Source organism: Gelidibacter algens, from assembly GCF_001678675.1.
In the GTDB taxonomy this organism is placed as follows: Bacteria; Bacteroidota; Bacteroidia; order Flavobacteriales; family Flavobacteriaceae; genus Gelidibacter; species Gelidibacter algens.
Map to the genome: position 1 here is coordinate 1 of NZ_LZRN01000035.1, position 26,208 is coordinate 26,208.

Annotated in this window: 26 protein-coding genes and 1 pseudogene; 16 read left to right on the forward strand and 11 right to left on the reverse strand. The window is 37.2% G+C overall.

Annotated elements, in window-relative coordinates; translation table 11 throughout:
* Positions 1-317: 317 nt before the first annotated feature.
* From A9996_RS14470 to A9996_RS14480, 3 genes are read right to left on the reverse strand one after another with little or no spacing between them, the layout of a single operon-like run.
* Complete coding sequence (locus tag A9996_RS14470; RefSeq protein ID WP_157487225.1) at positions 318-671, reverse strand: hypothetical protein; 354 nt, start codon at positions 669-671, stop codon at positions 318-320.
* Positions 661-2,040 (reverse strand): RNA-directed DNA polymerase, encoded by a 1,380-nt coding sequence (locus A9996_RS14475; protein WP_066436557.1) that lies wholly within the window; start codon positions 2,038-2,040, stop codon positions 661-663. Before A9996_RS14475 ends, A9996_RS14470 begins: the two co-directional genes overlap by 11 nt.
* A gap of 49 nt (positions 2,041-2,089) precedes the next feature.
* On the reverse strand, positions 2,090-3,934 hold the full coding sequence (locus A9996_RS14480) for a hypothetical protein (RefSeq protein ID WP_066436560.1): 1,845 nt from the start codon (positions 3,932-3,934) through the stop codon (positions 2,090-2,092).
* A gap of 510 nt (positions 3,935-4,444) precedes the next feature.
* On the opposite strand from A9996_RS14480, the gene A9996_RS20865 reads away from it, so the two are divergent.
* Together A9996_RS20865 and A9996_RS14485 are read left to right on the forward strand one after the other, a co-directional pair.
* A complete protein-coding gene (locus A9996_RS20865) occupies positions 4,445-4,576 on the forward strand; it encodes a hypothetical protein (protein ID WP_262510714.1) in 132 nt (43 codons plus the stop codon).
* A 264-nt stretch (positions 4,577-4,840) separates the two neighbouring features.
* On the forward strand, positions 4,841-5,380 hold the full coding sequence (locus tag A9996_RS14485) for a sigma-70 family RNA polymerase sigma factor (RefSeq protein WP_066436563.1): 540 nt from the start codon (positions 4,841-4,843) through the stop codon (positions 5,378-5,380).
* A gap of 330 nt (positions 5,381-5,710) precedes the next feature.
* Here the strand turns inward: A9996_RS14485 and A9996_RS14490 are convergent, their stop codons facing one another.
* Positions 5,711-6,106 carry a hypothetical protein gene (locus tag A9996_RS14490; RefSeq protein ID WP_066436568.1) on the reverse strand — a complete coding sequence of 132 codons (396 nt, stop codon included), beginning with the start codon at positions 6,104-6,106 and terminating at the stop codon, positions 5,711-5,713.
* A gap of 118 nt (positions 6,107-6,224) precedes the next feature.
* Here A9996_RS14490 and A9996_RS14495 point away from each other — a divergent pair, with 118 nt between their 5' ends.
* The gene (locus A9996_RS14495) at positions 6,225-6,668 is read left to right on the forward strand and encodes an Lrp/AsnC family transcriptional regulator (protein ID WP_066436570.1); all 444 of its coding nucleotides are present in this window, start codon (positions 6,225-6,227) and stop codon (positions 6,666-6,668) included.
* Positions 6,669-6,681: 13 nt separating this feature from the next.
* Here A9996_RS14495 and A9996_RS14500 read toward each other — a convergent pair whose 3' ends face one another.
* The 3 genes from A9996_RS14500 to A9996_RS14510 are packed head-to-tail and all read right to left on the reverse strand — an operon-like array spanning position 6,682 to position 9,409.
* Positions 6,682-7,191, reverse strand: a complete 510-nt coding sequence (locus A9996_RS14500; protein WP_066436573.1) for a hypothetical protein — start codon at positions 7,189-7,191, stop codon at positions 6,682-6,684.
* A 12-nt stretch (positions 7,192-7,203) separates the two neighbouring features.
* Positions 7,204-8,175, reverse strand: a complete 972-nt coding sequence (locus A9996_RS14505) for a YpdA family putative bacillithiol disulfide reductase (protein WP_066436574.1) — start codon at positions 8,173-8,175, stop codon at positions 7,204-7,206.
* Positions 8,159-9,409 (reverse strand): MFS transporter, encoded by a 1,251-nt coding sequence (locus tag A9996_RS14510; RefSeq protein ID WP_066436579.1) that lies wholly within the window; start codon positions 9,407-9,409, stop codon positions 8,159-8,161. Before A9996_RS14510 ends, A9996_RS14505 begins: the two co-directional genes overlap by 17 nt.
* 254 nt (positions 9,410-9,663) lie before the next feature.
* Between A9996_RS14510 and A9996_RS14515 the strand changes: the two genes are divergently transcribed.
* Positions 9,664-10,266, forward strand: a complete 603-nt coding sequence (locus A9996_RS14515) for a DUF1684 domain-containing protein (RefSeq protein WP_066436582.1) — start codon at positions 9,664-9,666, stop codon at positions 10,264-10,266.
* Between the two features lie 227 nt (positions 10,267-10,493).
* On the opposite strand, the gene crcB is transcribed toward A9996_RS14515, so the two are convergent.
* Both crcB and A9996_RS14525 read right to left on the reverse strand, forming a co-directional pair.
* Positions 10,494-10,862: a fluoride efflux transporter CrcB gene (crcB, locus tag A9996_RS14520; RefSeq protein WP_066436584.1), complete on the reverse strand. Its 369-nt coding sequence runs from the start codon at positions 10,860-10,862 to the stop codon at positions 10,494-10,496.
* Complete coding sequence (locus A9996_RS14525; RefSeq protein WP_066436587.1) at positions 10,859-11,815, reverse strand: GyrI-like domain-containing protein; 957 nt, start codon at positions 11,813-11,815, stop codon at positions 10,859-10,861. The genes crcB and A9996_RS14525 overlap by 4 nt, the downstream gene beginning before the upstream one ends.
* A gap of 92 nt (positions 11,816-11,907) precedes the next feature.
* On the opposite strand from A9996_RS14525, the gene A9996_RS14530 reads away from it, so the two are divergent.
* A complete protein-coding gene (locus tag A9996_RS14530; RefSeq protein ID WP_066436589.1) occupies positions 11,908-13,959 on the forward strand; it encodes a dipeptidyl-peptidase 3 family protein in 2,052 nt (683 codons plus the stop codon).
* Positions 13,960-14,124: 165 nt separating this feature from the next.
* On the opposite strand, the gene A9996_RS14535 is transcribed toward A9996_RS14530, so the two are convergent.
* Positions 14,125-14,310, reverse strand: coding sequence for a hypothetical protein (locus A9996_RS14535; RefSeq protein ID WP_066436594.1), 186 nt, complete (start codon positions 14,308-14,310; stop codon positions 14,125-14,127).
* Positions 14,311-14,467: 157 nt separating this feature from the next.
* Here A9996_RS14535 and A9996_RS14540 point away from each other — a divergent pair, with 157 nt between their 5' ends.
* On the forward strand, positions 14,468-14,854 hold the full coding sequence (locus A9996_RS14540; RefSeq protein ID WP_066436597.1) for a pyrophosphohydrolase domain-containing protein: 387 nt from the start codon (positions 14,468-14,470) through the stop codon (positions 14,852-14,854).
* 88 nt (positions 14,855-14,942) lie between these two features.
* On the opposite strand, the gene A9996_RS14545 is transcribed toward A9996_RS14540, so the two are convergent.
* Positions 14,943-16,010: a branched-chain amino acid aminotransferase gene (locus A9996_RS14545; protein ID WP_066436599.1), complete on the reverse strand. Its 1,068-nt coding sequence runs from the start codon at positions 16,008-16,010 to the stop codon at positions 14,943-14,945.
* Between the two features lie 114 nt (positions 16,011-16,124).
* Between A9996_RS14545 and A9996_RS14550 the strand changes: the two genes are divergently transcribed.
* From A9996_RS14550 to A9996_RS14595, 10 genes and pseudogenes are all read left to right on the forward strand, one after another.
* Positions 16,125-16,631 (forward strand): DUF4920 domain-containing protein, encoded by a 507-nt coding sequence (locus A9996_RS14550; protein ID WP_066436667.1) that lies wholly within the window; start codon positions 16,125-16,127, stop codon positions 16,629-16,631.
* Positions 16,632-16,634: 3 nt separating this feature from the next.
* The gene (gene mnmC2, locus A9996_RS14555) at positions 16,635-17,354 is read left to right on the forward strand and encodes a tRNA (5-methylaminomethyl-2-thiouridine)(34)-methyltransferase MnmC2 (RefSeq protein WP_066436607.1); all 720 of its coding nucleotides are present in this window, start codon (positions 16,635-16,637) and stop codon (positions 17,352-17,354) included.
* A gap of 229 nt (positions 17,355-17,583) precedes the next feature.
* Positions 17,584-18,498: a TIGR01777 family oxidoreductase gene (locus tag A9996_RS14560; protein WP_066436609.1), complete on the forward strand. Its 915-nt coding sequence runs from the start codon at positions 17,584-17,586 to the stop codon at positions 18,496-18,498.
* A 483-nt stretch (positions 18,499-18,981) separates the two neighbouring features.
* The gene (locus tag A9996_RS14565) at positions 18,982-19,527 is read left to right on the forward strand and encodes a nucleotide exchange factor GrpE (RefSeq protein ID WP_394337374.1); all 546 of its coding nucleotides are present in this window, start codon (positions 18,982-18,984) and stop codon (positions 19,525-19,527) included.
* A gap of 43 nt (positions 19,528-19,570) precedes the next feature.
* On the forward strand, positions 19,571-20,698 hold the full coding sequence (dnaJ, locus tag A9996_RS14570; protein WP_066436611.1) for a molecular chaperone DnaJ: 1,128 nt from the start codon (positions 19,571-19,573) through the stop codon (positions 20,696-20,698).
* A gap of 245 nt (positions 20,699-20,943) precedes the next feature.
* Positions 20,944-21,870, forward strand: a complete 927-nt coding sequence (locus A9996_RS14575; RefSeq protein ID WP_066436614.1) for an ABC transporter ATP-binding protein — start codon at positions 20,944-20,946, stop codon at positions 21,868-21,870.
* 1 nt (position 21,871) lies between these two features.
* Entirely contained in the window at positions 21,872-23,185 is a 1,314-nt protein-coding gene (locus A9996_RS14580) for an ABC transporter permease (protein WP_066436615.1), read from the forward strand.
* Positions 23,186-23,574: 389 nt separating this feature from the next.
* Positions 23,575-24,459, forward strand: coding sequence for a hypothetical protein (locus A9996_RS14585; protein ID WP_066436617.1), 885 nt, complete (start codon positions 23,575-23,577; stop codon positions 24,457-24,459).
* Positions 24,460-24,461: 2 nt separating this feature from the next.
* A pseudogene (locus A9996_RS20870) lies at positions 24,462-25,626 on the forward strand (sigma-54-dependent transcriptional regulator).
* Between the two features lie 6 nt (positions 25,627-25,632).
* Entirely contained in the window at positions 25,633-26,193 is a 561-nt protein-coding gene (locus tag A9996_RS14595) for a hypothetical protein (RefSeq protein WP_066436620.1), read from the forward strand.
* Positions 26,194-26,208 lie beyond the last annotated feature (15 nt).

Below are 26,208 nucleotides of genomic sequence, written 5' to 3' on the forward strand. Positions count from 1 at the left end.
ATAACAGATACTTTTTGTTGTATAAAATCTATTCCCTCAATAAAATTTGCAGGAAAGAATTCACTCCATTCAGATTCAATTTCTGGTGTTTTAAATGAATATAATAAGCTCCATATGCCTCCGTCTCTTTCAACTTCATCTTCAATATAGATTCTATAGTCACTGTCTTTTAATTCAAATTTAGGATTGAATTTAAGTTTCGAGGTTCTAAATAATTGCTTTGCATATATCTTTCAGATTTCGGATACTTACTTAATAATCTATGAGCTTTGTTTATTTTATAAACTTTTGGATTAATCTTCATTTAATTATTTTTATTAATACCATTCTTCTTCTCCTTCATCATATTCCACTTTAGTCATTTTATAACCATCAAGCCAATCGAATTCCATAGAAACTTTTGGTCTAATCTGTTTGTCTACGTCATAAAACGATATGTCATAATCCAGCATCATACTGAAATATTCATTATCTAAAGTTTCATGGATATCATCGAATTCTATCCACTCTTTTGCAATTGACTCATAAATTAAAAGCCAGTTTTCGCTAAATGAACTGGAATTTTCGATATGAGCTTTGAGAGAATTTGTGCTTGGTTTTCTACCTTCATAAAGTGTTTCATCAATTAAATGCAAGCACAATAGTTTAGATATAGAATCTTTACTTGCCAATATTGATTCTACTATTTTTTTTGGAACACTCAATTCGGAATGTAATAAAAGTCCAAATTGACCAAGAAACTTCAAACGAATGATTTAGTATTAAATGTTCATCGATAATTGTTGTTAATACGTGCTTTATTTTCTGTTTTGACTTATTATCAAGATAAATCTTGTATATATAAATTATCTCAAAAATTAAATCAATTGTGCTTGAGTCAATAATCAATGTTTGGAGTATGAAGGAAAGAAAGATATCCCAATTCTCCTCATCTACAATAATCTCACCCAACTTAAACTTTTTGAGTGCATAATGGATGACCCAAGATGAATTTTTCTTATTAGCCTGGATGGATGAATGTAATATTGAAAAAAAATTTCTTAATTCATATTTGTCGACTAAATTAAAATTAAATCTGTCAAAATTTTCAGACCAGGTTTCTATATAGTTGAATGGTAGTTCATTAATGCTGACTTTATTCTCATTAGTTTCTAATTGGAATTCGTAAAGAACTTGCTGTATTATTTTAAGTGCATTCTCTGCTTCATTCCTATTATCAAAATAAAAATAAAAATCATCGTAATATCTTGTTCCAGTATGTTGTATAGATGTAAGTCGTTTATTAATTTCAAAGTCAATACGATTTGCAATTACTTCCGCTAAAATTAAAGATGTGTCTGGTCCAATACACAATCCAATGCTTTGTCTATCATTGCAATTTCGAACTAAAGTATCTATGTAGTCCGCAGAGCGATAAGATTTAGCATCTGTATTTGACATTAAAAGTCTTTCCCATTTAGCTTTATCTGAACTTGCAATTTTATAAAGATTTTTGGCTTTTTCTTTACCTAATAAAGCCCATGGAATTGAATGAGTATATATTGTAGGATAAAATTGAGAAATATCTAATATCAATTCTATTTTTTTATCGAAGGATTTTTCTATTAGTTGAAATTTGAAATTGTTCCACGATGTACTTTTTGTCCGAACTGCTCTTTTAGCACGGGATTCAATAGGTGTGCTTTCAGAATAATTACTTAATTTATAACTACTGCGTATCAAGCTCCAATTTTCAATTATGGCATTAGATAAATCGGCAAATTGTTTTGGGTTGGGTATTCCCAATTTTCTTCTGGAATAAATTCCTTTAGCCAAATTATAAACCCCAAGTTGAGAGCTATTGTATTTTCCGTAATTTTCTTTAAATCTTTGATTTGCTCTTGCTCTATTTTCTGAAGGCAGTAGTAGTTTTTCTTGAGTTATTTTTTTATCCCATTTGGCTTTTACAAACCTATATTTTTCAGCGAAAATTTTTGTTTGGAATGGAGGTGGAAGTTCTTTAGGAAAGTAACCTTTCTCTAAAATTTTTCTAAGGTTCATATAATGATGTAATTATTAATTTTACAGATGAGTTTCGCAAGTTTAAATTTCACTTAGTCAAAGCCTTAATTATCCGTTCCTCATTAATCACAATATCCCTAAATAACACATGAGGAAATTCTTGATATTTAGAAGTTTTAAATGCGTCGAATATTTTGGCTAATGTAGTAGCCGTTAAAAGTGATAAATTCATTTCGGTGTCCATCTCGCAATCGGTCACGAAATCATCGCTGAACTCTGGTGAGACCAGCAGGATTTTTACGATTCTTAAATTGTTTTTGAGTGCTAGATTTTGATATGATTTTAATTGTCTGGATACTGTGCTGAACTTGTTGTAACCTCTTTCTTTACTTGTTTTGCACTCCACGATGATGACTTCATTATTGCCCAAATTCAACAGAATATCTATCATATCCTTGCTGGTGTTGAGTTGGTTTTTGAATTTGTCATCAACGTTAAAGCCCAACCCTTTAAAGATAATTTTTGTGAGTTCTTCGAATTTCAAACCCAGCTCGCTCTCCTTAACAGAGATTCCGTTTTCTTTTAATAAGTTGAGGTTGCGGTAGCCGACGTTTGCGTAGTTTTCGAGATATAGGTTTTCAACATCCTTATAGTGGTCTAAAATGTTTAAAATGTCATCGCCTCGCTGTTTGATGCCGTTCTCTTTTATGAATTTTGAGAGGTCTGGTTTCGTAATTAAATCTAAAATATCTCTTGGTTTTATGTTGTAGTCCAATAGATAATCTGCATTGAGTACATACTCATCCTGTAACTCAAATTGTTCTTTGAGTTCTTTGTTTAGTTTAGGAAGTGATGTGTTGAGTTCGGTGAGCATTTTATCAAAGCCATCAATGGAAATGCCTACTTTTTCATCTTTTTCGACGGTGTCGAAATGGTCTATTAAGCTTTTGATTTTATCTTCGAGCGTGCTTCCTTTTAGGTTTTGGATATTCAAGCCTTTCTCACAAAACTCATTGAGCTGCTTTTTCTTATCGGTAAGATTTGTGCCTTCTTTATAGATATCATAAGTGAGCAAATCAGTAAAGGAAATACCTTGCTTAATGATTTCTTCTATCTTTTGTGTAGCGCTTAGTTTTCTATCGATATTATGCTCTTTGGCGATTTGGTTGATGATTGGCTCTCGCAATAATTTTAAGGTGCGTCGGTAGAACTTTTCGGCAACTTCTTTTTGTCTAACCTTTCTTAAGAGCCTTACCATTTCATCAGCCACATATATCATGTTTTCCTTTTTAGAATAGAACACAACACCTATATTTTTTAAGTTATTGATGACGTCTTGAATTTGTTCTTTCTTGATAGGTAAAATAGAATAGTTAATCAACTTAATATCTTCTTGGGACAGTCCTAATTGTTTTGATAGGGTCAGGATAATTGAAAGTTCATCGGCCGTAATTTTGGCGTCACGATTATTTGAAATGTCATTTGTATAGGCAGTAGAAAGACATGCTTTGTAGATGCGATAGTCTCGTTTTCTTGATTCGCTTAATTCTGATTTATCACTTTCTAATTCTGTAGTAAGGGTTTTGATTTTCCCTTTTAGATTCTTGACTTCTGTATCGTATAATCTAGAAAACCAATCTTGTTTCATCAGGCAATTTCCGTCTCGAATGATGATGTCTATTAGGATATCCAATTGGGAATTGGCTTCTTGGAATTCACATTTTAAATGATCGGTAAATTCTTGTGAAACCAAGCTAAAGATATTTGAGATATTCAGACTGTCAACGGATTTAAGCCCTTTGTCTGTTGAGCTTAATATCTTTTCAATTTCCTTGGCGTTTTTTGGGTTTTTGGAGATTATATGGTCTATGATTTTTATAAAGGAGTTTTTTTCTAGTGAGCCGAGTTTGTCAAGAATCTTTTCTAGTTTCATAGGGATGATTTAATTGAGTAGGTGTGTTGCTCTAGCAATTACGTGAAAATAAAGGATATATCATATACGTAGAACTACGTAATTGTAAAAATTTTCTGATGAGTTCTTGCTCAATTTATGGGATTGCTTCGTGCCTCGCAATGACGTTTGTGGTGGATTGCTTCGTGCCTCGCAATGACGTTTGCGTGGGATTGCTTCGTGCCTCGCAATGACGGTTGTGTGGGATTGCTTCGTGTCTTGCATTAACGATTGTGTGGGATTGCTTCGTGCCTCGCAATCTCGAACTGTAGGGTAATATTCCTTCAACCTTCTAGATCTCAGAGACATTAGTTTTCAAATATCATCCCCGTGCTTTTGGTCGTTAATTTTTGTAAACCAATGCATTCTAGCGAGTTAAAAATGCAAATCAACTAATTTGTCTTCACAAATTGTGTGGCTATCCGTTTCCTGAGCTAATTTTGTAGGGTTGCTATTTACCAGTAATTAGTATTAACTAAAAATGAAGCACTTATGGAAACAACACTACACTACACTTTTAAAAGAAGATCTCAAAATTATTTTGACTGGTTACTTAACACGATTAAATCTGAAAAATATCACATGGCAGAAAGCCTCATTGTGGATTGGAAAGATTTGGATTGATTGTACCATCAAAAAAATAGGTCATCACAAATGCATCTTTTTAAACCTTCTCACGTCTATTAGATGAACTTTAAATATAGACACCATGAAAAATACAGAATGCGTTTGTAATTGTGACAGTTGCCAAACAGGAAATTGTGCGGCATGTACTTGTCAAAACTGTAGCTGCAAAGGCTGCAACTGTTAAGCTTAGTTTAAAATATGAATCATAAGAGTCCGTTTTAGTAATTTTAGACTAAAGTGGACTCTTTTTAATTTGGGGTTATGAAAACAAAACTAGTTTGGGATGCCTATGCAGAAGACGTGAAGCACTTTATTTTTAGCAAAATTAAAGATGCCGCGGTTACTGATGATGTGCTGCAGGACACCTTTATTAAAATCCATATCAAACTGGAGACTTTAAAAGATGCTGCTAAATTAAAATCGTGGGTGTTTTCCATTGCCCGGCATACCGTGATGGATTATTTTAGAAACCAGGATTTAAAGAATCCCGTTACCGAAGACACTCTTGCTTCTGAACCCATTCCTACAGAACACACCAGGGAAGATTGTTTGCACGGCATCATTAAAAGCTTACCAAAAAAATATAGAACGCCGCTGATTTTAGCGGATATTCAAGGTTTAAAGCAAGCCCAAATTTCGGAGCAGTTACAGGTGCCGTTGGCTACCGTAAAATCTCAAATTCAACGGGGCAGAAAATTGATTGCACAAGGTTTTGTGGATTGTTGTGACTTTAAGATCAATGACAGCGGGTATTTGGTGGGCGAGTTGAAAGAACGGGAACAGTGTAAAATTTGTCATTAAGGGGTAGGTTGGTGTCATATTGATTTAAGACGCAGTTTTTAGTGTGTCTCGTTTCTGAAAATTTTGACACGGATTTCACGGATTTTCACGGACTGCTGGTGGGAAGGAGATTTCACGGACCTGCAGGCAGGATTTCACGGATTTAGTCGTGACCTGATAATACTACTGCAAGTACTCATAAAGAATTACACGAATGTAAAGGTTTTCAGTCTGTTTTAAGGCCTTTAGCACTTTAGACCATTGCGGTTGAGTATAATTAATGCAGGTTCTTGATAACCAAGGATTGGAATTTGGAATTTCGAATTTTAGTTTTTTGGAATTTGAACAAATCTACAAGCTCATCATCCAAGTGTGCTGCAACCGTCTAAACTTTTTCAGTTCACTCCGCAACACCGGCAGGTAATCTCTTCCGTTGCTATGGCTTTTTTCCAAACGTTTGCAATTTTTATAAAGCAGTGCGGTCAAACGTTCCAATGAAGCGATGTGTTTGTATTTTTTGTCGGAATGACGTTCCAGTTCTGCATTGACAATTTCAGGAGCCAATGAGGTTGACTGTTGCACGATATCTCCAGAAAAATAAATGTGATCATCTTCTGAACCATCTGGTTTTAAGTATGCTAAATCCTGATTTAAATACGTAGAAATGCTTCGAGATAGTATAATAATATCCAGAGCCTTTTTATAGATAGGCAAATCGGATAGGTGCGATGGGATGGGGTACAACATGTTTCTTTAAAGCAATTTAACAAATTTACAGACAAATTCAGACGTATTACAATTGATATTAAAGCAAAACTGTATATTTGCTTTAAGAATTAAGGTAATAAAGTTAATTTTCTTTAAAATGAGTATCGATACGCTTAACTGGAAGATTTTGAAGTGTTTGCAGAACAATGCACGCCTATCCAATGCTGAAATTGGCAGACAGGTGGGCATCAGTTCTCCCGCGGTTTCTGAACGGATTAAAAAGATGGAAGATGCTGGCATCATCCAAGGTTACCACGCATTTGTGTCGCCTTTTGAAGCAGGCTACCAACTCAAGGCCATTATCACTTTAAGAGCGTTTATGGGGATGCTGAAACCCTTTTTGGAAAAAGTGAAAACCTATGATGAGGTGTTGAACTGCTACCGGATAACCGGCAATGAAAACATTGTAATGGAAGTGGTCCTTAAAAACCAAAAGCACTTGGAAAGCTTTATTGATCAGCTCATTGTGTATGGGGAGACTAAAACACAAATTGTATTATCCCATGTGATCAAATACAATCAAGTACGGCCTATAAAATAGTTGGGTGTAGGATTTAAAGATCGTCTAAACCGTCAAAATCTTCAAAATTAAAAGGGATGTCATCGTCAGGATCGACGTCATCGTAATTCACACCTGGCGGATTAAAAAGTCCCCATCGGTCAATCACATAGTTCCAACAATCAAAGGTCTTTACCCATTCCGCAAACAACACCCTAAATTCGTCCACTTCTGTTCGTAAGAGATCCAAATATTCCGTGTCAGGATAACCGTGCATTTGTAGGCCTCTCGCATCAGTAATCAACTCTCTTGCTGCTTTCCTGATGATGGCTGCATTTTCCATTTTAATATCGTAGAGCATATCTTCAGACGAGGCGCCTGCTATCTTTGCAGGAATCGTCCCGGCGTTGATGCCCATATATTTGAGATTGTGCTGGATCATTTCGGCTTCAATGGGGTCGTTCACTTCAATATCAGTTTTTTCCACAGAATCGATAATGGAGCCCACAAGATCCATAATTTCTCGTGCCTTTTGATATACAGGCAGTTGTTCCCATTGTTGCATAATTTGTCTTTTTTAGGCGTCTAATTTTTCAATATGCGCGGCAATCAATTTGGCGTGAACCCTGGAGTTTTCAATAAACCATTTATGGGTTTCCATGCCGCCACAAATAACGCCGGCCAAATATAATCCATGGACATTTGTTTCCATAGTTTCTGGATCATACTCCGGCAGTTGCGCTTTATCATCGGATAAATGGATTCCGGCATCAATTAAAAATTTGAAATTAGGCCGATAGCCAGTCAGCGCCACCACAAAATTATTGGCAAAGGTGATATCGCCGTCTGGGGTAGCAATGGTGATGTCTGTTTCTGTCACCTTTTTGATTTCAGAATTGTAATAGGCTTTGATGCTGCCTTCTTTAATCCTGTTGATAATATCCGGTTTGACCCAATATTTGACCCGGTCGCCAATTTCTGTACCTCTAATCACCATCGTCACCTTGCCGCCCTTGCGCCAAATCTCGAGCGCGGCATCTACTGCCGAATTGCTGGCACCAACCACCACCACATCTTGCATGGCATACGGATGTGCTTCATTATAATAATGGGTGACTTTTGGTAACGTTTCACCAGGCACATCCAATAATTTTGGAATATCATAAAAACCTGAAGCGATGATAATTTTATCAACATGATATTCAGTTTTGGAAGACGTGACTATAAAGTGATCGTCTACGTTCTTTATACCCTTGACTGCTTCGTATAAATGAATGTTGATCTTGTTAGAAGTTGCCACACGCCTATAGTATTCCAGCGCTTCATCTCTATTAGGTTTAGGGTTTGTGCTGATAAAAGGGATGGCATCAATTTCAAGCTTTTCTGAAGTTGAAAAGAAGCTCATGTTTTTTGGGTAATTGAATAGCGAATTGGTGAGTGCGCCTTTTTCAAGAACCACATAGTCCCAATTCCTTTTTTTGCATTCTAACGCACAGGCAATGCCGATGGGTCCTGCGCCAATAATTAATACTTTATAGGATGTTGTCATGTTCTTGTAAATGTTTTGCGGGGTTCATTTGTTTTTTTAGATAGATCAAAAGTCCAATGCCAATAAGGCCTGAAACGCTCATGATGATCCATGTGTTATGAAAACCTAAGGCGTCTATTAAATGAAAACCTAAATTATGTGCAAAAATATGCGCTATTGAAAATGCAATGCTGTACAGCGCCATGTACTCGCCCTTGAGTCCGCGTTTTGCTCTATCCAATGCGAAAGAATTTGAAAACGGAAACACAATCATCTCCCCAAATGTCAATAAAAACATGCTGATGATGATAAAGCCAAGCCAAGGATTGATGGTCAAAAAGAGAAAACTAATGCTGGTCAAAATGAGTCCAAAAATCATCAACCCAATTTTTGTAAACGATTTGTTTTCGAACCATTTGATGAGCGGCATTTCAAAAATAAATATTAAGAGTCCGTTCAAGCCCATGAGCAGTCCAATTTCAAATTCCGAAAGGCCAATGCCTTCCTTGTAAAAATAAGGAATCGTTGAAATAAACTGCAGAAAAATAATCCCAAAGATGACCATCGCCAGAAGAAAAATAATAAACGATTTGTCTGCATAAGCCGATAGCGGACTTGCGCTGACTTCTGTATCCAGCGCTTTTGATTTTTTGGGATGCAGTACTTTTAGCAATAGTAACCCTGCAAGCATACAAGAAAATCCGTCTATCCAGAATAAGCCACCGTAGCTCATTGTGGTAATGATAAGTCCGCCAACCGCTGGTCCCATTGAGAACCCCAGATTAATTGCCAACCGAATAAGTGTAACGCTTCGTGTTTTGTTTTCTGGTTTGCTATACGCATTTAAAGCCACGAACATGGCAGGTCTGAACATATCTGCCACGGCCATAAGTACAAATACCCCAAAGCATACGGTTTGAAAGGTCTCTAAATATTGCATGCCGATAAATAGAAAGCCGCTCAATACCAAACTGATGACCATGACTTTGTAATAGCCTATTTTATCGGTAAGTTTTCCTCCTATCCATGAGCCTACCAAAGAGCCAAAGCCAAAGGCAGTCATGATCCACGCCACATCATCTAAGGTGAAATTCAAATTAGTAGTCAGATATAAAGACAGAAATGGGATGACCATGGTGCCCGCTCGGTTGATGAGGGTTATAAATGCCAACCACCACACCTCTTTAGAGAGTCCTCTAAAGGTATCGAGGTAAGCTTGCCCCAGGGAATAATAAAAGAAGTTATACAGTTTCATTGTTGGTTGGTGATCGATAAAAATTATTTTGACAACATGCAAAAGTAAAAAGTCCGACGTTAGCGTCGGACTTTTATATATTGATTACATGTATGTTCACATCATCATTGCATATCAAAGGTCGGACTTGTTACAGTAGAGGTCCTAATTTGCTTATATGATGCGGTATTGTTAGACATGATTGTTTTTTTAATTGCTGTTCAAAGCTAGGGAAAATTAGTTAAAGTTGTATTTTTACAAATCAATTATTTTTTATGAAAACGCTATATGTATTGTTGCTGGGATTTATTGTTTTATGGGGATGTGGTAAGGGAAAACAACCTCTTCAGGGCGAAACAGAATTTCAGGTAAAACTTAACGGAGAGTTTAAGGATGCCTCAAAATCGCCTTTAAAAGATAAAGAGCGAAAGGATTTTAAAGGCTTGGACTTTTTTAAATTTGATTCTTCTTATGTAGTTGCCGCAACCTTCAAAAGAACTACTGAAGAAAAGCCATTCAAAATGAAAACCACAACAGACAGACTTGCTGTTTTTATGAAATATGGTGAAATCACCTTCACTATAAACAATGAATCTTTTCAATTAAATGTATACCAAGACCAAGACCTATTGAACGAAGAAGGTTTTGAGGATTACCTGTTTTTGCCTTTTTTAGATGATACCAATGGTGAAGAAAGCTACGGCGCCGGACGTTATATTGATTTGAAAATCCCTGAAGGCGACCTGATGACTATCGATTTCAATACCGCTTATAATCCGTATTGTGCCTACAACGAGAAATATTCGTGCCCGATTGTGCCTCGCGAAAATTATGTTGGGATTGAGGTTAGGGCAGGGGTTAGGTCTTATTTGAAGTAGTTTTCAGTCGGCAGTCGGCAGTCGGCAGTCGGCAGTCGGCAGTCGGCAGTCATCGGTCATCCCGCCTTCGCAAATGCTACGGACGGGCAGGCAGTCATCAGGTTTTTACTCGTTCTGAATGAAACTCCGCGAAAATCTGCGCCATCTGCGGGAAATTTTTTTAAAGTCAATGCAACAAATATCTCTGTGATACTCCGTGTCTTCTCTGTGACACTCTGTGGAACAACTCAGCTTTTCACCAAATACATCCCTCCAAATACAGCCAAAAAACCAACCACAAAACTGGCGATGGTATAAATAGCGAAACTCATAAAATCCCCCGATTTTAAAAAGAGGTGGTTTTCATAAGCAAAGGTTGAGAAGGTTGTAAATCCGCCACAAAATCCTGTGGCAAGAAACAAGATTTGGTTTTCGGAAAGCGTGTTGTTTTTAACCGCCAATCCAAGGATGATCCCAATCAAAAGACTTCCTAAAATATTAGCTGCAAAAGTACCATAAGGAATGCCGTTGCTACTGTCGTTTAGATATTTTCCAATAATAAACCTAAGGACACTACCAAATCCACCACCAACAAAAACTAGTAGTAATTGCTTCACAAGACCTCTGTGTTTTCTTTAATAGGAATATAGATTTCAGTAATCCAATCGGCAGGATTGGGAAGCGTGTCATGATCATTCGTATACACCTCAAAAGGGCTCATTTCTGAAGCTTCCATATTTTGATCTGCTAAATGTTTTCGAGCAGTTGCCCACGCTTCGTCTAAATTGTTAGCATTGCCTTTTAAAGTTACCTTGAGTGCCTTGGTGCGTTCCATGTAGCCACTTAACACGTTGCTGTCTTCTGCCACAAGAACCCGTTCACTTACAGGAATGGCATTGCTCATAATGACATCGCCATTATCAGGATTCATTTCGATATAAATAGTAAATGGCATCCCGCTAGCAGTCATGTTATGACTGTTCATAAATGCCGCAATTTCTTCAAATTGTTTTGTCATGGTAGCGCCCTTGTTGCCGCCAGTAGAAGACATGGTTTTGTACATGTAAAAGCCGCCGCCATAATCTGTCTCACCATCTACCGTAATGGCATATACCGCCATACTTTCAATAACCTGCTGGTTCAGGTTTTGAAGATCGGTTTTGAGTTGTTCTGCAAGTTCATCTTGGTTATCTCCAAAGAGCGCAAATTTGGCTTTCGTCATAAAAGATAAATGATCGGCCTGTAGCGTGCGTGTTACATTGGTGGAGCCATCGGGATTGGATTGAAACGTCCATTTGAGGTCTGATGTATTGATGCGTCCGCTGGTAAACGTTTGAGTGATGGAATCATTAGCGTAAGAGCTTCCTTTTTGCAAGGTTTCGGAGGTTTTCCAAAATGAAGACCTGTCTATGGCAGTGGTATCAGCTACGGCGTTGAAAACCACAGCTTTTGGTGCATTTATGGTAGTGCTTTTTGTAATTTTAAAAGAATTGGGTTGGACAGCGATATAAAAAGCCAATCCAATGCAGGCAATTAACAGTAAGAATAGGAGGTATTTTAAAAATTTCATGCTTTGGTTTTGTAGAGTTAATCAAAGATAGACAATTTTACACTATCTTAATAAATATTACATTTGTAGTACATTAATTTAAAATTGAACTGATGAACTTAAAACTTATATTCGGAATTGCATTGGCAATGAGCTTAACTTTTTCCTGCAAGAACGAATCAAAAACAACACCTGACGCCGTTGCGGACGCTCGTGATAACAAAGAAAGCAATGCGCAATTTGATTATAACGTGGAGCAATTTGCAGATATTAAAATTCTGCGTTACCAAATTCCAGGCTGGGAAAACTTGACATTAAAGGAACAAAAACTGGTGTATTATTTAACCCAAGCCGGCTTAGCTGGTCGTGATATTATATGGGATCAAAATTACCGTCACAACCTTAAAATCAGAACCGCATTGGAAACTATCTATGCGAATCATAACGGGGATAAATCTTCAGACGATTGGAAGGCTTTTGAAACCTATGTAAAACGTGTGTGGTTTAGTAATGGGATTCACCATCACTATTCTAACGATAAAATAAAGCCAGATTTTTCAGAGGACTACTTAAAAACCTTGTTAGCTGAAACTAATGCGACATTGGAAGGGGAAGCTTTTGAGGTTATTTTTAACGACAAAGATTCGAAAAAAGTAAATCAGGGCAAAGGGGTTGATAATGTGGCACAATCTGCAGTTAATTTCTACGGACCAGATGTGACCAATGCTGATGTGGAGAAATTCTACAAAAATAAAAAATCGCCTAACCCAGAAAAACCATTGTCTTTTGGACTGAATTCTAAATTGATAAAAGAAAATGGCCAGTTAAAAGAACTGGTTTATAAATCTGGCGGACTTTATGGGTCTGCGATAGACGAAATCGTAAAATGGTTGGAATTGGCTCAAGGTGTGGCTGAAAACCAAGCACAGGGTGACGCGCTAGGCTTGTTGATCAAATACTACAAAACAGGAGATTTACAAACTTGGGATGATTATAACGTGGCTTGGACTGCGGCCACCTCAGGGAATGTAGACTATATCAACAGCTTTATTGAAGTTTATAATGATCCGTTAGGGTACAGTGGTTCTTATGAGAGCATTGTTCAAATCAACGATTTTGACATGTCGCAAAAGATGAAAGTACTGTCTGATAACGCACAATGGTTTGAAGACAATTCACCTTTAATTGAGGAACACAAAAAGAAAAACGTGGTTGGCGTTACTTACAAGGTTGTAAATGTTGCTGGCGAAGCGGGAGATGCGTCCCCTAGCACGCCAATTGGCGTGAATTTGCCAAATGCCAACTGGATTCGAGCTGAAGTAGGAAGCAAATCGGTTTCCCTTGGTAATATCATCAATGCCTATAACAATGCAGGAAGTACTGGCCGATTAAAGGAGTTTGTCAATGACGAGCAAGAATTGCAATTGGAGGAAGAATACGGCCAAGTAAGTGATAAGTTGCACACTGCTTTACATGAAGTGATTGGTCATGCGTCGGGTCAATTGAATCCGGGTGTAGGAGAAACCAAAGAAACACTTAAAAATTATGCGTCTACCTTAGAGGAAGGACGTGCTGATTTGGTAGGACTCTATTACTTGTACAACCCAAAATTGCAGGAATTGGGCTTGGTTGATGATTGGAAAAAAGTGGGCATGGCTGCCTATGATGGCTATATCCGTAACGGATTGATGACACAGTTAATCCGTTTGAATGTGGGTGATGATGTTGAAGAAGCCCATATGAGAAATAGACAGTGGGTGAGTGCTTGGGTTTTTGAGAAAGGGCAAAAGGACAATGTTATCGAAAAGATGACGCGTGATGGTAAAACCTATTATAACATCAACGATTATGAGAAATTGCATGACTTGTTCGGTCAGTTGCTACGTGAAACGCAACGGATCAAATCAGAAGGTGATTTCAAAGCGGTTGAAAATTTAGTGGAAACTTATGGGGTTAAGGTAGATCAAACATTGCATCAGGAAATTTTGAAAAGAAATGAACAGTTCCCGGATCCACCTTATAGCGGATTTGTAAATCCTGTATTGGTACCAGAAATGGACGCTAATGGTGAGATTACTGAAGTAAAAGTAACCCAGCCAGAGTCTTTCTCAAGACAAATGCTGGATTATAGTAAAACACATAGCTTTTTGAAAGTAGACAATTAGTCTTAAAAAATCTCTAATAGCAAAAGCAGGATATTTTACATATCCTGCTTTGTGTTTTTAGTATTTCCAAAGATAAAAACAGGACATTAATAACAAACAGTGCGATGCCTAAAATATGAAGGTCTATGGCGTTATTTTATAAAATGTCATCACCTAAAACAGTGATTATATAAAAATAAACTTCACGGCGCTTATCATCAAAATAAAAGAAATAAAGGCAATCAGCACCCAGATGCTTCCTTTGTAGTATTTTCTGTGGAGTTTTAAATCTTTACGATAGCTGTAAATTATTACAATGGCAAACACGACAGCAAATAAAATTCCGAAAATCAATTGACCATTCGTAAACATAGAACTATTTTTATGACTAAAATTAATCAAACCTAGTTTAATACTAGATAAGGTTATCCTAAAATGTATTTTTTTTGCTCTGAAGATCTTAACAATTGCTTAATTGCGGGTCATAATGGGTGTGAGATCCAATTAAATCATAGAAAAAATTTTTATTATGAAGAAAAAGATTGAAGCGGTAAAGACATTTCACACCGCATTTAAAATCGGCCATAGAGAAACGCCAAAAGCTGATTTAGGGATGGAGAAAAACTTGCTCCGCTATAAGCTAATGAGAGAGGAAAATGAGGAGTATTTGGAAGCTGCCAATGCTAATGATCTGGTGGAGGTGGCTGATGCTTTAGGAGATATGCTCTACATTTTATGCGGTACCATTATAGAACATGGCTTACAACATAAAATTGAAGCCGTTTTTGATGAGATCCAAAAAAGCAATATGAGCAAGTTAGGAGAAGATGGAGAGCCTATTTACCGGGACGACGGGAAAGTTTTAAAAGGCCCCAAATACTTTGTCCCAAATATTCAGGACATACTCAATTCATAACGAAGAAGCCCCAAACAAAAAATTCCAAATTCCAAAAGTTTGACTAATGGAATTTGGAATTTTAAATTTGGAATTTTTGATTCGAATTTTATATTCCGTATCTCCAACCGTGCTTGTCCTCAGTTAAATTGTGCTGAATGTTGAGCATGTTGTCTTTTAAGGAATCAGCGTATGAATTTTCAATGTTTGGAAGTTCAAAAAGTTCTTCTCCGTGTTCAAAAGCTGAAATCGGACTGATTACTGCAGCAGTTCCTGCACCAAAAATTTCTTTTAAAGAACCATTTCTTGAGGCTTCTTTAAGTTCCACCACAGTTATTGGTCTGACGTCTACTGTAATCCCATTATCCTCTGCTAATTGAATGATACTTCGTCGTGTCACACCATCTAGAATACGATCACTTATAGGCGCGGTGATCAACGTGTCGTTTATTCTAAAGAACACGTTCATGGTGCCCGCTTCCTCCAATCTTTCATGCGTAGCGGCATCCGTCCAGATGACTTGTTGGAAACCTCTTTTTTGAGCGAGACTGGTTGGATAAAATTGCGCAGCGTAATTGCCGGCAGCTTTAGCAAAACCAACACCACCACTGGCAGATCTACTATACTTTTCAGCAACCAATACCTTTATTTTATCAGTGTAATAAGCTTTGGCCGGAGAGCAAATAATCATAAATCTGTAATTACTTGAAGGGGACGCAGAAATTGCAGGGTCTGTCGCAATTATAAAAGGTCTGATATATAAAGAATTACCTTTTCCTGGTTTTACCCACGCACTATCAATTTGTAGCAATTTGGTAAGCCCCTTGAAGAAATAATCCTTAGGAAATTCTGGCATTGCCAAACGGGCAGCCGATTTATTGATACGGTTATAATTATCTTCAGGTCTAAACAGCCACACTTTGCCGTCTTTGTCTTTGTAAGCCTTCATTCCTTCAAAAACAGCCTGCCCGTAATGGAACACACGTGCAGAGGGTTCCATGGTCATTGCTTGATAAGGAATTATTCTTGGAGTTTGCCACTCATCGTTTTCAAAGTCACATATAAACATATGGTCTGTAAAGGTTCTACCAAATGTCAAATTATCAAAATTGACGGCGTTTATTTTAGAAGTTTCTAACTTCTCGACATCGATTTCGTGTGAGGTATGTTCAGTCATTTTATTTTTTTTGTTGTTGCAAATTTAGTCATTTATTGCAGTATAAAAAACCTAATGTTTATTTTAAAAAAAAGTTATATTTGTGACTATAAAATTTTTAGAAATCAATCTGTTATGAAGAAATTGCTTGTTATTTTTGGACTTATGTTATCAGTTTTGGCCTGTAAAACTGAGGATAAAAAAACAGAAGTCAAAGAGGTGGAAAATGAAGTGGTCAATTACACATCCATAGGTGATGAAATCACGGCTGATGGCGCAAGATCTACTTCAGATATGGCCGAAGCGTATAAATCAATGTCAATAGGAGACACCATATCTACTAAAATGATAGGTAAAGTAGATGAGGTATGTCAGTCAAAAGGTTGCTGGATGAAAGTCAACCTTGAAGATGGCAATCAAGTGATGGTAAAATTTAAGGATTATGGGTTTTTTATGCCTAAAGATATTGCCGGTAAAGAAGTGGTGCTTAACGGAAAAGCTTTTGTAAATGAAGTACCTGTAGATGAGCAACGCCATTATGCCGAAGATGCAGGACAATCTTCTGAAGACATAGCAGCAATCACTGAGCCTAAGAAAACCTTTTCTTTTGAGGCTGATGGTGTATTGTTAAAAGGAGAATAGTACTTGCAACGTCACATTATTACCACGGCAGATGGTTCTAAAACCATCCAAATTGAAGAATGGAATGAACAATACCATTCTATTCATGGTGCGATACAAGAAGCAAACCACGTGTATATCAAGCATGGTTTGCTTTTTTGTTTTGATACTCATGGGTTTTCTAAAGAGACTTTAAAGGATGTTTCACAAACTATTGCAATCTTAGAAATCGGTTTGGGGACAGGACTGAATTGTTTTTTGACCTTGTTGGAGGCGGAAAAACATCATGTTGCTATTCATTACAGGGGTGTGGAAGCATATCCAATTGCTCTAGAAGAAATGGAGGCATTAAATTATGTTGAAGAACTCCAGGCTCATGATAAAAAAGCGCTTTTTGAGGAAATGCACAGTAGCGCATGGGAAACTGATATTAGTTTGACCCCAGATTTTAAACTTCATAAACAACAAAAATTATTCAAGGACATTACTGATAAAAGCCAGTTTGATTTGATCTATTTTGATGCTTTTGGTGCGCGTGTACAACCTGAACTTTGGACGGAAACGATCTTCAAAATTATGTTCGAGTCTTTAAAAGCGAATGGAATTTTGGTCACCTACGCCGCCAAGGGAAGCGTGCGACGCGCGATGCAAGCGGTTGGTTTTAGTGTGGAGAAACTGCCTGGCCCACCCGGAAAAAGAGAAATGCTGAGAGCAACGAAGCATTCGACGCAGCTCAAATGCTGAGAGCAACGAAGCATTCGACGCAGCTCAAATGCTGAGAGCAACGAAGCATTCGAAGTAGCTCAAATGCGATGGGCGACTATTCGGCATGGCTCAAATATGATGTTGAAGCTGTAAATCAGTCAGTTGGATCAACACAAAAATCAATGATATGTTAATTGTGTTAAACCTAATGTAAAGAGGTAAATAATACGATGTTCATTAGCTAACTTTATAAAAAGCATAAATATAGATGAAGGTTTTAATTACGGGAGCTACAGGGTTAATAGGTAAGGAGATTGTAAAGCGATGTCATGAGCAAAAGATTTTAGTGCATTATTTGACAACTTCAAAAGAAAAAATTAAATTCCAAGATAATTATAAGGGATTTTTTTGGAATCCTAAAGAGGGCACAATAGATGCCAAATGTTTTGAAGATGTGGATGCCATCATTAATTTGGCGGGTGCGAGCATCTCAGAACGATGGACCCAAAGCTATAAGAAAGTGATTCTTGAAAGCCGGACTGATTCGCTTCAGTGTTTAAAAAAGGCGCTCTCAAAATTGAAAAATCATCATATTAAACATATTCTTTCAGCAAGCGCTATTGGTTTCTACCCTCATTCTTTCACCAAATATTATGAAGAATCCTGTGCCAAAGTATCGCCGACTTTTTTAGGCGACGTTGTTTCGGCATGGGAAAGTGCGGTAGATGAGTTTTCAGAATTGGGATTAATGGTCTCAAAAGTTAGAATTGGGTTGGTGTTGGACGACAAAGAAGGAGCACTTCCACAAATAGTAAAACCTACCGTCTTAGGAATGGGTGCCGCTTTTGGATCTGGAGATCAGTGGCAATCCTGGATTCATGTGCATGACCTGTCTCAGATTTTCGTACATATCATCCAAAATGAGTTGGAAGGCATTTATAATGGCGTTGCGCCAAATCCCATTACCAATACAGAACTTACCAAAGCCGTCGCGAAAGCGCTGGATAAACCGTTATTCTTGCCAAACATACCCGAGTTCGCTATGAAGTTGGCTTTGGGTGAGATGCACATGTTGTTGTTCGAAAGTCAGCGTGTCAGCTCTAAAAAAATTGAAGAAAACGGATTTGATTTCACCTATTCCAATATCCAGCCTGCATTGGAGGATCTGCTTCAAAAAAACTAAGGGGAACGATCTTTTGATTTCTGAACTCTGAATTGCATAACTTTAAAGCACCACAAACAGAGATGGTTTTTAGCAGTTCTAAGAAGCAGCCAAGCCTTCTTCGTTCACCAACCTTAAAAAATAATGATTCCTGCTAAACTTATTATTCAGCCACTCAGCTGTGAAATCAAAATTATAAACTCTTATTTCTGCCTGTTGCCGAAAAATACGGCTTTCTTCCAAGTAAATTTATCCTGAAATTAGTTGCTCTTATTTCCTTCATGCTTCCTTCATGCTTCCTTCATTCTACATCGAATTAATTTTTTTAAAGCGATATTCTCAAGGTGAGAATATTAAGGTTTTAATTTAAAATTTATTTACGCTTTCGATTTTAAAAATTTTCTTAAGTACTTATAAAAATAAGCGCTTCAAAATAGTTTATGACATTATGACATTTTGCGATTAATGGCAGTACTTTTGCCAATTGAAAACTGAAGATTTAAAATGAAGTTCAAAAACATGGGCAAAAAAGATAAGATTGAAGACGTTGAATCAAACGTAGACGACACTGTAAATGAGACTTCCCAAGCTGAAGAGTTAACTGTTGAAGAGCAGTTGCAAGAAGACTTGGGCAAAGAAAAAGATAAGTTTTTAAGACTGTTTGCAGATTTTGAAAATTACAAAAAGCGTACCTCTAAGGAGCGTATGGAATTATTTAGAACAGCGGGCCAAGAAGTGATCCTGTCACTTTTACCTGTATTGGATGATTTCGATAGAGCGCTTAATGAGATTTCGAAGACAGAGGACAAAGAACTCCTGCAGGGTGTAGAATTGATTCGGAATAAATTCAAAAACACACTTGAAATCAAAGGTTTAGAAGAGGTTGGCACTGCAAAAGGTGACGTTTTTAATGCAGATTTGCATGAGGCAATTACCCAAATCCCCGCACCTTCTGATGACTTGAAGGGTAAGGTTGTAGACGTTATTGAAAAAGGGTACAAATTGGGCGATAAAGTGATCCGTTTCCCTAAGGTAATTACAGGATTTTAAACAAGCGAGTGATTAGTTAGGAATTGATTAGAAATACTATACAATGAAGGAAGATTATTACGACATACTAAAAATCGATAAAAGCGCTTCGGCGGCTGATATAAAAAAGGCTTACAGAAAGAAGGCTATAAAATATCATCCCGATAAGAACCCTGACGACAAGGAGGCAGAAGAAATGTTCAAAAAAGCTGCAGAGGCTTATGAAGTTTTGAGCAATCCTGAAAAGAAAGCTCGTTATGACCAATTTGGTCATCAAGCATTCCAAGGTGGTGGTGGCGGTTTCAACGGCGGTGGCATGAATATGGATGACATCTTCAGCCAATTTGGCGACATTTTTGGTGGCGGCTTTGGTGGCGGCGGCGGATTTTCTGGTTTTGGTGGCGGTTTTGGCGGTCAACAAAGACGTGTTAAGGGCAGTAATTTGAGAATTAGAATTACTTTGACCTTAGAGGAAATAGCCAATGGCGTTGAGAAAAAATTGAAAGTTAAGCGTAAAGTTCAGGCTTCAGGCACTACTTATAAAACATGTTCAAGCTGTAATGGTTCTGGGCAGGTTACACGAATTACCAATACCATTTTAGGCCGTATGCAAACAGCATCACCATGTCCTACATGTGGTGGGGCAGGTGAGATGATTGATAAAAAACCAGCCGATGCTGATGCGCAAGGCTTGGTAATTCAAGAAGAAACCGTCCCTGTAAAAATACCTGCCGGTGTTGTTGACGGGATGCAGTTAAAGGTATCTGGAAAAGGGAATGAAGCACCAGGAAATGGTATGTCAGGAGATTTACTAGTGGCCATTCAAGAAGAAGAGCATGCCACCTTAAAACGTGAAGGTGATAATTTACATTATGACTTATATGTTAGTTTGCCAGATGCTATTTTGGGCAATAGTCAAGAAATAGATACGGTTACAGGTAAAGTGAGAATTAAGATTGAACCAGGAGTCCAGTCTGGAAAGATTTTGCGTTTGAGAGGCAAAGGAATTCCTAGTATCAATGGTTACGGAAAAGGTGATTTATTGGTGCATATTAATGTATGGACACCAAAAACCTTGAATAAAGAACAAAGAGATTTTTTCGAAAGTATGAGGAATGACGAGCACTTTCAGCCTAAACCTGAAAGTTCTGATAAATCATTTTTTGAAAAAGTGAAAGATATGTTTTCATAACCAAGCGGTAATTTGATAAAAATGACTATATTTGGATATCACTAATTCATTAGTGGTAATTTTTCTTTTTCATAGCAATTTTTTCCCATCCTTAATTTTTTAAGGGTGGGTTTTGTTTTTAAGGGCACTTTCCCTTTCGGAAAGAATCATTCTTTTAATCCAAAAATTAGAGCGTACAAGCAGTCCTGAATGCTAACATTTAATATATTTACAAATCTTAATCTCAACCATTCAAATCCTAATTTATGAACAACTTATTAGTCGCTAATTCTGTTTCCAAGAATTTTGGAAATTTTAAAGCACTAAACAACATCTCTATAGAAGTTCCCAAAGGCAGCATCTTCGGACTACTTGGCCCAAATGGAGCAGGTAAAACAACGCTTATCAGAATTATTAACCAGATCACCATGCCCGATTCTGGAGAAATTATTTTAGATGGATCTCCATTAAAACCTCACAACATTAAGGATATTGGCTACCTGCCAGAAGAGCGAGGCTTATACAAATCAATGAAAGTGGGAGAGCAGGCGCTCTATTTGGCGCAATTAAAAGGGTTGTCAAAACAAGAAGCTAAAGAACGGCTCACATATTGGTTTGACAAGTTGGATATTGGCGATTGGTGGAATAAGAAAATTCAGGAGCTCAGTAAGGGACAGGCCCAAAAAATACAGTTTGTTGTTACCGTACTGCACAGGCCAAAACTTCTAATTTTTGATGAACCGTTTTCTGGGTTTGATCCTATTAACGCCTCACTTATTAAAGATGAAATACTCCAGTTAAGAGATGAAGGGGCCACGGTTATTTTTTCTACACACCGTATGGAATCTGTAGAGGAAATGTGCGATCATATTGCGCTCATCCATAAATCCAACAAAGTTTTGGATGGCAAATTAACAGATATAAAGCGTCAATTTAAGACCAATACCTTTGAAGTGGGATTTCAATCTTCCAACCCGGAGGAATTCACCCAATTGATCAAGGAGAAATTTGATGTATTCCCGGCAACTTTCAAAAATTTGAATGACGACATAAAAATGAATATCAAACTGCCACAAGAGATCTCTTCCAATGATCTTTTGAACTTCTTGACCTCGAGAGCAGAAATTCATCATTTTGTTGAAGTCATTCCTAGCGCCAACGATATTTTTATTCAAACTGTAAAAAATAACTAAAATGAATCATTTACCGCTCATCATCAAAAGGGAGTATTTGAATAAAGTCCGCAATAGGTCTTTTATAGTCATGACTTTTCTAAGTCCCATGATCATGATTGCGCTGATAGCCGTTGTCGCCTATCTTTCTCAAATCAATAATGACAAACAGCGCACGATTTCAATTTTAGATGAAACAGGTGTGGTTGGAGAAATTTTTGAAAATGCTGATCATACCACCTATACGCTCATCAACGATGCGGGACTGGAAACGGCGAAAGAGCTTGTGAGAGCAAAGGGTGATTTTGGACTGTTGTACATTATGAAAAGCCCAGACACGCTCAATTTGGTAGAATCTATTAATTTCTACTCTGATGACTCTCCGTCAGTATCCATTATTTCAGGGCTTGAACGACGTATAGAAAAACGCCTATCTGATTTGAAACTCCAAAATGAGGGAGTGGATATCGAGCAGATTAGAGCATCAAAAACAAAGGTTGCTATTGCACAAGAAACTTTCAGTGGTGAGAAGACCTCTAAAATAGACAGTTATTTAAAACTTGCCTTTGGTGGTGCTGCGGGTTATTTATTGTTCATGTTTATTATTATTTATGGCAATATGATCATGCGTAGTGTTATTGAAGAAAAGACAAGCCGAATTATAGAAGTTATCATTTCGTCCGTCAAACCAATTCAGCTTATGATGGGCAAAATTATTGGAACATCTTTGGCAGGTGTGACGCAATTCGTCATTTGGATCATTCTTGGTGGGGTGTTGTTATTTGTTGTGTCTGCAATTTTTGGGATTGATTTAATGCAAATCCAATCGCCACAACAAGACATGATCAATCAGGCCATGGCGGAATCAGACGCTCAAAATATTGCGCAAGACTTAATTACAGGCTTCGTCAATTTGCCTATTTTAAATTTGTGTATCGCCTTTTTGTTTTTCTTTCTTGGAGGTTATCTTTTATACAGTTCCCTCTACGCTGCTATTGGTGCCGCTGTAGATAATGAAACGGATACACAACAGTTTATGATGCCCATCATTATGCCACTTGTTTTAGCCGTTTATGTTGGGGTATTTACTGTAATTGAAGATCCACACGGCACTATTTCCACTGTGTTTTCGTTTATACCGTTAACATCGCCGGTGGTTATGTTGATGAGAATTCCGTTTGGTGTTCCTATATGGCAGCAATTGTTGTCCTTTGCATTATTGGTGTGTACCTTTATATTTACGGTGTGGTTTGCAGCGAAAATTTATAGAGTCGGTATTTTAATGTACGGCAAAAAACCTACTTACAAAGAACTGTGGAAGTGGTTGAAGTATTAATCGCAACCGAAATACACAAGGAGGTTTTGAGAATGTCCATGTTATTTGTTAGGTAATAAACAAGATGACGCTCATTCTTACCCTTACGATATCTCTAAACATCCCACTAAATGAGAATTGTTAATTGACTTGATGATATTCGGAAGAAAATGGTGGTCTTGTTAATTTATGAAGTTTTTAAAAGGAAAGATTTATTTAATTATGTAATGAGTTTGCTGAGCGCTCCCAAAATTAAAAGAGACATTTTTTTTAAACCGATCGTTTCAGCATGAAGACTCATAAAGTCATCTGTATTTTTTAAATACTGAACAACATTCCAGTAGCCGTTTTTCTCAGTAGGATATTTATTTAGTGGCAATTCAGCTGTACATAAATTAGTAAAAAAATCTATGTTTGATAAACAAAAACTGAGTGTATTCTTTGTTCTATTCGTACTTTTAAGTACGAGTTTGTCTGCACAAACATCAGATTTACTAAGAATAGAATACTTAAACCTTCCCAATAGTAACACCAATAATTCCGTCAACAGGTTCAGAGGCCTTTTTCAATTACCCATAAAAATCCAAGAAGGAAGCTATCTTGTTGTTGGAGGCGACTACCGTTATCTCGATCTAAAATTGGAAAATGTACCTTTTGATACTGCAGATCTTCAATCAGTTCAAACCATTGAAGGATCTATCGGTTATTTGCACAAGCATAAAGAAAGTGATTGGTTATACGGTTTTAAAGTAGGCCTACGCTTGGCATCTAACTTTGATTCCAAGTTAATATCAGATGATTATTTGTATCTTGTTGGCGCATATGCCATTCGTGATCGCACTAAAGAGGGCTTGGCAGATAAACCAAATAGACTGGTATTAGGGTTGGATTATTCCACCACGCCTGGCCGAAATTATCCGTTGCCAATCGTGAATTATTACAGAGAGTTCCACCCTAATTGGACCTATACTCTGGGGGTGCCAAAAACTAATGTGCGTTATAAATTTGATGCCAAAAATCATGTGCAGGCTTTTGTCACATTGGATAATTTTTTCGCCAACATACAAGGCAATAAAACGGTCAATGGAAAGGTTGCGGAAAACATCTCCCAAACTATTATTTTAGGAGGGTTAGGATATGAGCATTATTTTACGGAACACCTTTTATATTACGGATATGCTGCTTACAGTATTTCCAATGATTACAGATTGAGAAATAAGGAGAGAGATGATATTTATACCATTGATGATAAAAATTCACTCTATATTAGAACAGGAATAAAATTTAAATACTAAAAATGCCAAAAATATTAGTAATAGAAGACGAAGCAAGCATCAGAAGAGTTTTAGTAAAAATCCTTTCTGAAGAAAATAATACCTACCAAGTAGATGAAGCAGAAGACGGCCTGGCAGGAATTGAAAAAATAAAAAAAGAAGACTATGATTTGGTTCTTTGTGATATCAAAATGCCAAAAATGGACGGGGTTGAAGTCTTGGAAGCTGACAAAAAAAATAAAACCGGAAACTACAATTGTCATGATTTCAGGTCATGGTGATTTGGATACAGCGGTCAATACCATGAGACTCGGTGCCTTCGATTATATCTCAAAACCACCTGACTTAAACAGGTTACTCAATACCGTCAGAATCGCTTTAGATCGGAAAGAACTGGTTGTTGAAAATAAAATGCTCAAGAAAAAGGTAGGCAAAAATTATGAGATGATTGGCGAAAGTAAAGCCATTTCCCACATCAAAGACATGATTGAAAAAGTAGCCGCTACGGATGCTAGGGTTTTGATCACAGGACCAAACGGGACAGGTAAAGAGCTTGTGGCACATTGGCTGCATCAAAAAAGTGAACGTTCAAAAGGCCCCTTGATTGAGGTCAATTGTGCCGCCATCCCTTCTGAATTGATTGAAAGCGAACTGTTCGGACACGTTAAAGGCGCCTTTACAAGTGCCATAAAAGACAGAGCCGGTAAGTTTGAAGCTGCCAATGGCGGTACTATTTTTCTTGATGAAATTGGAGATATGAGCTTATCAGCACAAGCAAAAGTATTGAGAGCTTTACAAGAAAGCCGTGTACAACGCGTGGGGAGTGATAAGGATATTAAGGTAGATGTGCGTGTTATTGCCGCAACCAATAAAAATCTTAGTAAGGAAATAGAAGAAGGTAAATTCAGGGAGGATTTGTACCACAGGTTAGCGGTAATCCTTATTCAAGTGCCATCATTGAATGACAGACGGGAAGATATTCCGTTATTGATAGAATATTTTGCAAATAAGATCGCCACCGAAAACGGAACGACGCAAAAAGCATTCACTCCCAAAGCGATAAAACAATTGCAGGACTATGATTGGACCGGTAATATTAGAGAGTTGCGCAATGTTGTGGAACGTCTTATAATTCTAGGAGAAAAGGAAGTAAGTGAAAATGATGTCAATCTTTTTGCATCAAAATAAATAAATATGGTCAGACTCACCCAATATAATAGAAGAGCGCTTTACGGAGGTATTATTTCATCTATTATAAAGGGACTAGGCGCTTATTTTGTAGGAAACATTAGCGGCTATGAAGCTAAAGTTTTGATAAAATCTTCGCTTCCAGGAATTAATACATTGTGCAACACAATAGCTCTGGCTTCTGCCACTATTTTGGCCTTATTGTTGACCTTATTGAGTGTGAGTTCAAGCACAAAATCAAAACTTACTGAAGAACATTATGCCCATGTTCTCCTTATCGCAAAAATAGATACTACTGTTTTTATTTTAGCCATCATCTTTTTTCAATTACTGAATATTCCAATTACAGAGGCTGACAATGTGCCTAGTACGTGGTACACTACTATTTATTATGTTAGTTTAGCCCTTTCATCCTTGTTAAGCGGTGGTTTGATAAGTGTAGTTTTAATGTTATTTAATGCTATAAGTAGCATCATTAAAATTGTTGGTTTGGAGATAAAAGATCATCCTTTGATTTATCAAGATGATGAAGAAGTTGATAAAGACAATGAAACAAGTAAAGAATAATTTATAAAGAAGGTC